General features: G+C 52.7%; 8 protein-coding genes. 4 read left to right on the forward strand and 4 right to left on the reverse strand.

Features of this window, described 5'->3' with window-relative positions; translation table 11 throughout:
* The 4 genes from APH36_RS29220 to APH36_RS29235 all read left to right on the forward strand — a co-directional run.
* Positions 1–958 (forward strand): site-specific integrase (locus tag APH36_RS29220; RefSeq protein ID WP_060501684.1); only part of this gene is annotated, 958 nt, incomplete at its 5' end.
* Positions 959–968: 10 nt separating this feature from the next.
* The gene (locus APH36_RS29225) at positions 969–2576 is read left to right on the forward strand and encodes a hypothetical protein (RefSeq protein WP_014003918.1); all 1608 of its coding nucleotides are present in this window, start codon (positions 969–971) and stop codon (positions 2574–2576) included.
* Positions 2577–2674: 98 nt separating this feature from the next.
* Positions 2675–4414 carry a tyrosine-type recombinase/integrase gene (locus APH36_RS32270; protein ID WP_223198351.1) on the forward strand — a complete coding sequence of 580 codons (1740 nt, stop codon included), beginning with the start codon at positions 2675–2677 and terminating at the stop codon, positions 4412–4414.
* Positions 4407–4823, forward strand: a complete 417-nt coding sequence (locus APH36_RS29235; RefSeq protein WP_004574005.1) for a hypothetical protein — start codon at positions 4407–4409, stop codon at positions 4821–4823. Before APH36_RS32270 ends, APH36_RS29235 begins: the two co-directional genes overlap by 8 nt.
* 90 nt (positions 4824–4913) lie before the next feature.
* On the opposite strand, the gene APH36_RS29240 is transcribed toward APH36_RS29235, so the two are convergent.
* The 4 genes from APH36_RS29240 to APH36_RS29255 all read right to left on the reverse strand — a co-directional run.
* Positions 4914–5876, reverse strand: a complete 963-nt coding sequence (locus APH36_RS29240; protein WP_014003922.1) for an SdiA-regulated domain-containing protein — start codon at positions 5874–5876, stop codon at positions 4914–4916.
* 44 nt (positions 5877–5920) lie between these two features.
* On the reverse strand, positions 5921–6280 hold the full coding sequence (locus tag APH36_RS29245) for a TraR/DksA C4-type zinc finger protein (RefSeq protein ID WP_004574007.1): 360 nt from the start codon (positions 6278–6280) through the stop codon (positions 5921–5923).
* Positions 6280–7131: a universal stress protein gene (locus tag APH36_RS29250; RefSeq protein ID WP_004574008.1), complete on the reverse strand. Its 852-nt coding sequence runs from the start codon at positions 7129–7131 to the stop codon at positions 6280–6282. The genes APH36_RS29245 and APH36_RS29250 overlap by 1 nt, the downstream gene beginning before the upstream one ends.
* A 14-nt stretch (positions 7132–7145) precedes the next feature.
* Positions 7146–8256: SulP family inorganic anion transporter (locus tag APH36_RS29255; protein ID WP_060501687.1), on the reverse strand; the 1111-nt coding region annotated here is incomplete at its 5' end.

The raw sequence follows: 8256 nt of genomic DNA on the forward strand, positions 1-8256 counted from the left end.
CCTGGAAGCCAATGGATTGGCCTGGGACGAGGAAAGCCCGGCTCACGGTCTGAGTGCTCTGTCGAGGTATAGGGATTGGTCGAGCGGAGAATTAGCACTTGATCCCGGCACGGTGAACAATCGTCTGGCCTTGATCGTGAGGTTCTACCGATGGGCTAAGCAGCGCAACCTGATAACTGTGCTGCCCTTCGGTGAGAAAAGGGTAAGAGCTGCCCAACATTCCGGTCTTCTCAGTCATATCGCTCGGCCCGGAGCCGAGAGCACGAAAGTTTCGGTGATGGTTCGCGACCGAAAGCGCTTGACCAAATTCCTGACCAAGGATCAAGTCAAGGTATGCCTTGCCCTGGATACCGATCCAAGCCACCAGATATTGTTCCACCTCATGGTGCGTACCGGCCTTCGCTCCTGTGAGGCGAGGTCTTTTCCTCTCAAATATGTGTTCAACCCCAGGTTGAAGAAGGGACTGCGCCCAGGGCAAATGATCAGTGTTGCTCTTGATCCTTCAGACATGCATATCAAGTACGACCGGCCTAGAACTATCGACGTGCCATGGTCGTTGATGGAGAGCATGTGGTCTTACTCCCTTCACCAACGAGAGGTTCGTAAGTCCAATAGTGATGGACGTGTTACCGCGCTGCTGCTGACTAATGAAGGCAGGCATTATTCAAAAGATTCCGTAGTGGACGTTATGAAGTCCTATGAAAGAAAGTGCGGCTTCTATGTTCGGGCCCACATGCTACGCCACACCTATGGGACTTATACCTTGCTTGCTCTTCGAAAAAGTAAAGAGTTTGAAGGTGAGCCATTGTTGTATGTCCGAGATAGGCTGGGGCATTCAGATGTGCAAACAACTATGATCTATTTGCATCTCATAAACCAGCTTGAAGCCCAATCCGTCCTTGCTCACGAGGACGAAATTGACATGATGTTTATGACTGATTCGGTTTCGCGTATCTGAGGTAGCACCATTGGCTCGGCAAAAAAGCTACAAGGCGGTTATGCGGTCGGTTACAAAAGGATTCGAGGCTGTCGAAGATGATATCAAGATTGACCTGCCGAGAAATCCGAGAAACCACAGGCAACTCGATCATACGAAATATTTAGGCTTGGGCTTCGATGCTTGGGCAATTCAAAGTCTTCACGTTATCAAAGCTTTGCTACAAGGAGGAAACTTCTCAGTGACGACCTTGATTGGTTACTCTACGAACGGACTAAGATTTTTTATAAATTTCTTGAGTGGCGGTTCGGTCAAGTCGCCACCTGCAACGCCAAACAGTCTTACCAAACGCCACTTGGAGCGATACGTCTCTTGGCTGAGGCTAAAATACCCTAACGGCTCGACAGCCAAGAATTACTATACTAGCTTCAAGTCGTTAGTTGTTGTTTTGGCTGAATATGGATTTATTGAAGTCAATCTTGACGATCTTTTGCCCCTCAATCCATTTCCTAATAATGCGCAGAGCACTAAAGATGCAGATCCGCTCACCTTGGGTGAAATGCAAAGGCTGATTGGCGCTTTGAAGTCAGATCTTATTGCCATCCATAAGGGTGCATTCCTTGGAAATGGCGCGGAGGCGATGGCTGTATTGCTACTAATTACTGCGGCAAGGTCTGGAATCAATACTACGCCGCTCTTGGAGATGAAGAGGGATGCCCTACAGCCTCACCCATTTATTCCTAATCTCAGGTTGATTACTACCGTCAAACGTCGAGGTAAAGGCGCACAGAGCAAAACAATCCGTCAGACTAATCTGCTAGATGAGTACAGTGCTATTCCCCTGGATGGGGTGGCAGTCCTCAATAAGGCGCTGGAGATTTCTAAGCCACTCGTAGCACTGGCACCTGATGAAATATCTTCATGTGTGTGGTTATATCGCTCGGGCCAGCCTGGCCGCTCGAACGACATCGTTACCCTTACACCCGGTGCTTTATATGTCACGGCAAAAAGCATTTGTGAGCGTCATGCGCTTCAGGATGATCAAGGCAATCGGCTAAATGTCACGCTTAGTCGGCTGCGAAAGACTATGGAAAGCCGTTTGTGGAAACTGAGTGGTGGCGACATTATAGAAGTTTCCTCCGTTATGGGTCATACCCCTGGTGTCGCCGATAATCACTATTTGAAAATCAACGATGAGATCAAGATCGACGGGGCGACATTTGTTGGGGAGGCTTTTCCGGACAAACTACGTGGCATAAACGTTATACCAACCCCGCCAGGCGGCTGCAAAGATAGCCTTTACGGTAGTCTGGCACCAAAGGATGGCGTCAATCATTGTTCTGAATTCATCCACTGCCTCGGTTGCCCTAGCTATGCAATTGTAGGCACCTTGGAGGACTTATACCGGCTGTTCAGCTACCAACAATTCTTGTATGCAGAAGTCGAATACTTTCTCACGGACGAGTGGGGCGCATGGCGCAAGCGTCAGTTTGACTATATTCGATTGATAGATGATTTCACCCAGAAGTTTGATCTTGCATTGGTTTCGCAAGCAAGGGCTCAGGCTGAGTCATCTCCGCACTTGTTCTGGGCTAAAAAAATCGAGTTCATGAAGAAAAAATTGGACGGTGAAATTTGAGCATAAGAACCACGAGTGCGGTGTTAAAGGCATATGATGTCCTCATCGCACAACCAGTTTCAGCGAATGGCCTAAGTCCCGCAGAGCGGGATGCAATCGTGATCAGCGCTATCGTTAATGAAGATGGAGAAACCTTCGTTCTTAGCAGGTTTGGCGATGCACAGTGGGATCTTCGCCCGTTTTTTGATCAGGCCAATGTTGCTCATTCTTATAAATTCATCAACTGGGATATGGGCATGCCTCGGGCGCTTATTGATGACTGCAAAGCTGTTGCTTATGCTTGGTTTAAAAGAGGAATGCCTAGATCCAAACCTCCTATCGCACGGGGCATTACTACTTTCGCCGTCGTCAGCGCGATGCCTTTTGTTCGCTGGTTAAACGATCTAGGAGTTTCAAGCTTTGCAGATGTCCGTCCGATCCATGTCAGCAATTACGTTCATCATTGCAAATATGAATTGAAGTTAAAGCCTCTCCCGCTGTATGGGCGATTACGGGTTATTGATTTTCTTTGGGTGTTTTCTGCCGACACGATGTTTCCCATTCAGAGTTATCCTTGGGGTAATTCGACATTGTGGCGGATTTGTGGGGTCGCGAATGTAAAAGGGTTGGGTGCTGCCACTAAAAACGTCGGGCGAACAGATATTATTCCTCATGATGAACAATCTAGGATTTTCAACTATTGCGAAAGCATTGTCCGGGAGATGAAGGCCGAATTGGCAGCCAATGGTATTGGATATCATCCTAGTGATGAACGGATGGCAATTCGTTGCAGAGATGCTGTTCTGTATATAGTTTCAATCACTAGCGGCATGCGCAATGACGAGGCAATTGGAATTGAGGTTGGCGCTTGGCGCAAAGAGTTAAAAAACGGGGTTACCTTTTGCTGGGTGACCACAATCGAGCACAAGACAGGTAAAGGCCAAGTCGAATATCTTGTACCAGAACTGACGATTGAAGCTTTAAGTCTTTTGGCAAAATATTCAGTACCCATCAGAAAAGAGCTGGATGAAGAGATTAGACAGCTTGCAAGCAATCGGGATTTTTCGTATTCAACTGAACATCTCCTTAGGCTCGAAAAAGCCCGAAAAGACGCGAATAAACTATTTTTGGGACGAAACACACAAGGAGGGAAAGTTCAGGAAAGCCATCACGTTGAGGCTCTCAGCGGGCAAGCATCCAATGCTGCGTTTGACCGTATAGCTAAAGCCGCTGGAAGCGATTGGCCGTTGAGGACGCATCAATGCAGGCGAACATATGCAAGATGCTTTGTAGAATCCCGTATGGGCCGCACTTCATTGATCTACCTCAAATGGCAGTTCAAACACAGCAGCATGAGTATGACCCAACTCTATGCATCCAATCCGCAGCAAGACCTGACTCTCTTTGATGAGATCTTCCAGCAGATGACAGAGTTTAAAATTGACCTGATCGAATCATGGCTCGATGATCAGCCACTGGCAGGGGGCGCTGGCGAAAAGATTGTGGAGTTGCGGGCGATTCCAATCAAGGATAGAGCTGCTTTGCTTGCCCAGACCGCCCCACATGCCAACATTCGTGCGACTGGACACGGCTGGTGCATCGCCACAGAGCGGGGCTGCGGAGGTGCTGGTCTATACGAAGCCACACGGTGTCCAGGGTGCAAAAATTCGGTGATCGATGAAGTCTTCGCCAGCACTTGGCAGGACATCTACATTCAACAGCGAGAGCTGATAAAAATTGAGGATGCAGGCCCCGCTGTTAGGCAGCGCGCAGAACGCGACTTGCAGGTTGCACTAGATGTAATTACCAGCCTTGGCCTTTCTCCAGTTGAGGAAATGGAGGAGGCGGCAAATGACTAGACAGGCGGTGGGCCCTGACTCTCCTATTCGCTCCAGGTCGAAGACACTCGCCGCGCTCAACAAGGTCGTCGACGATCTAATTGCTGGTGACGAAAAGCTTTCCATCACATCCGTTGCCCGTGCCGCAGGTGTGACTCCGGGACTCATCCATAACACTTACCCAAGCATAGCGGAAAGGATTCGCAACATCGTTGGCAAGTCGGTGCGAGCCCAGCGAGACTCTAAGCATCAAGCGTTGATGAGCGAGAAAGAAAAGAACAGGGTGCTCCGTGCAGAGAATGATCAGCTTTTAGCGGAGGTAGCTCGGCTGGCTTCGGTTAACCAGCGACTAATATTCGAGATGATTCAGCTGAAGGCGGTTGCCAACGGTAAGGTCACCGCACTCCCTCTGAAACCAGGGCCCAACTAGGCCCTGATGGGGAGCCCACTGAATTCGGCAAAAATCGTAGACCACCACTTCAAGCGCCACGATCACGCCCGACTGTAGCTTGTTGACTGGTCAATCTGGTTCACGGGTGAAGCGATAGAACAGGTTCGGCTCGCTGACCACGTACAAATACCCTTCATTGTCGATGGTTACGCCTTCGGCCTGGGGTATGCCTTTCAGCAAACCAGCAAAACCTCTCGCCAGGGAGCGGAAACTCACCACCTTGCCCTCGTCGGTCATTTCAATCAGCAGTTTCGACTCGTCGCTGAGCAATATCAGATGGCCGCTCTGTTGATCGAAGACGACTGAAGACAGGTCAGTCGCAAACACCTTGTCTTTTACCAGGCTGGACAGGTCACGCACGTGCAAGGAAAAGCCTCCGGCCAGGCTGGCACGAAGGCCGCTCACTTCCAGCAATTGGCGAGGATCTCGCTCCTTGGTCACAAACAGGCGGTCGCCTTTCAGGTCGTAGGCGAGCCCTTCAAGGCCTTTGTTGTCTTCCTTGCCAAACGCCAGGGTGAGAGCTGGATACTGGTCTCGGCTCAATGGTCGACCAGGAGAAAGTTTACCGTCTTCGGCGATGGGGACATCCACGATAACCAGGCTCTGCCGGCGCTCCTCGGCGATTACCAGCTGGCCATTGCCGGCATAGGACACAGCTTCCACATCGTGGAAGCCATCCAGGTTGTAACGCCTTTCCACATCACCGTCACGACTAAGGGCCAATAGTTCGTTTGGGCCGTTGGTGACCGCCCACAGCAGGTTTAGGTCAGGGTCAAAGGTCAGACCCGAAAGATTGCTGTCCACACCGGAAACCGCCTTAGCATCCAGTTCAACCCGATAGCCAGGCAGCCACACAGAGCGCTCCTGCCAATCGTCGGTGTGCCAGCTGGTCTTGATCCAGAAGTACAAACGATCATCAAGGTGATGGGTGCGGACTTGGAATACGGTAAGCAATACAAGGCACAGCAGTGCCCACATCCAGGCGCTTGTTTTCCGTGTTCGGCCCAGCCAGTTTTTTGCCAACAAATACATAGAAATCTCGTTAATTGGGGCTGACGCCACGAATCGTGACGATTTCAACCCGACTCAGTGCGACTCGCACAGGTGATGCACAGCAGCGTGGCCGGATCAAATTCCAGGCGGCCCGAGGCGATCAACTCGCCGCATTGGTTACACCAGCCATACTCACCCTCGTGCCAACGCTTGAGGGCCAGTTGGAGGCGGACGCGTTCATGCTGCGCCCGACTGCGGATGGCATCGTTCATTGCTTGCTGCTGGAGTGCATCCATCCTCGACAAACGCCCTACCTTGCTTTGATCCAGCTCTACCGATTGCGAGCGAGACTCAGCGTCTTCCAGCAATCGATCCAGCTCGGCAGCCCGCTGTTCCAGCAGGGTCTTGAAATGGGCAAGATCGAGGGCGTCGTCCATGGCCATTAGCGCAGCAGTAACAGCGGACTGATGGTGGTGCGGAGCATGCTGGTCGTGGTGCTACCGACCAGGAACTGCCGGATACGGGAATGGCCATAGGCCCCCATCACCAGCAGATCAATGCCATGCTCTTTCTGATAGGCGTGCAGGGTAGGCTCTATCTCACCGCTCCGGGTCTCGGCACGAACAGTGAAGCCGGCGTTGATCAGCACTTTCTGCGCCCAGTCCAGCTGTGCAGATGCTTCATCGCTTACGGGGCCAACCATGACCAGGTGGATCGGCAACCCCTTCAGCAGCGGGCTGGCTGCCAGCATCTCCACACCCTTGCGGGTAGTAGCGCCGCCATCGAATGCCAGCATCGCGCTCTTGGGCTTTTGGAAGCTGGCCGGGGTAACCAGGATTGGCCGGTGCATGATACGAATCACGCTCTCCAGCTGGCTTCCGACCTGCTGACTCAGATTGCCACTAGACTCGCCCTGGCGACCGATGACCAGCAGGCGCGTTTCGGTTTGCAGCTCTTGCAGGCTTTCCAGCAGATCGCCATGACGTTGCTTGGACTCCGGCGCGGCCACGCCATCCTTAATGGCCCGCTCTTTCGCGGCCGCAAGCATGATCCGCCCTTGCTCAAGGGCCAACTTTCCCCGCTGTTCATCCAGGGAAGCAAGCTCATCAAGCAGATGCTCGCGGCTGCCAAGGCCGATATTGCCACTCAAGTCGGCCGCAACTGGGTACTGGCGCTGATCCAACACATGCAAGAAGGTCAGCGGGGCTTCCAGGCTCAGACTGGCCCATGCTGCGTAGTCGCACACAGCTGGAGCCGAGGTGGAACCGTCGATACAGGCAATTACTTGGGTCATCGTTGTTCTCCTTCTCAGTGGCCCATGAGTTGATCAATGGCGTCGGGTTTATCGTGAACACCAAAGCGATCCACGATAGTGGCGCTTGCTTCGTTGAGACCCAGCACTTCAACTTCGGTGCCTTCGCGGCGGAACTTGATAACCACCTTGTCCAGGGCTGCAACAGCGGTGATATCCCAGAAGTGGGCGCGATTCAGGTCGATGGTTACCTTGTTCAGGGCTTCCTTGAAGTCGAAGGCCGCGACGAACTTGTCTGCCGAGCTGAAGAACACCTGGCCGGTGACGTTATAGCTACGATGCTCGCCGGCTTCGTCCAGCAAAGAGCTGATTGCCATGTAATGGCCAACCTTGTTGGCGAAGAACATCGCGGCCAGCAGCACGCCGGCCAGCACGCCGAAGGCCAGGTTGTGGGTGGCGACCACGACCACCACGGTGACGACCATGACAATGTTGGTCGACAACGGGTGCTTCTTCAGGTTGCGCAGCGAATCCCAACTGAAGGTGCCGATGGATACCATGATCATTACGGCTACCAGAGCAGCCATTGGGATCTGCTTCAGCCAATCGCCGAGGAATACCACCATCAGCAGCAGGAATACGCCTGCTGCCAGGGACGACAGGCGAGAGCGACCGCCGGATTTCACGTTGATGATCGACTGACCAATCATCGCGCAGCCGGCCATACCGCCGATCAGACCCGAAGCAATGTTGGCCACGCCCTGGCCCTTGCACTCGCGGTTCTTGTCACTAGGGGTGTCGGTCAGGTCGTCAACAATGGTCGCGGTCATCATCGACTCCAGCAGACCGACCACGGCCAGTGCTGCCGAGTAAGGGAAGATGATGGCCAACGTCTCGAACGTCAGCGGCACGTCAGGCCAGAGAAAGATTGGCAGCGTATCCGGCAGTTGACCCATATCACCGACCGTGCGGATATCCAGCCCAACCGACATGGCAACGGCGGTCAGCACGATGATGCACACCAGCGGCGATGGGATGAGCTTGCCGATCTTCGGGACATAGGGGAACAGATAAATGATGCCGAGGCCTGCGGCTGTCATGGCGTAGACGTGCCAGGTGACATTGGTCAGCTCGGGCAGCTGAGCCATGAAGATCAGGATCGCCAGC

It is taken from the genome of Pseudomonas sp. NBRC 111133 (assembly GCF_001320605.1).
Taxonomy (GTDB): domain Bacteria; phylum Pseudomonadota; class Gammaproteobacteria; order Pseudomonadales; family Pseudomonadaceae; genus Aquipseudomonas; species Aquipseudomonas monteilii.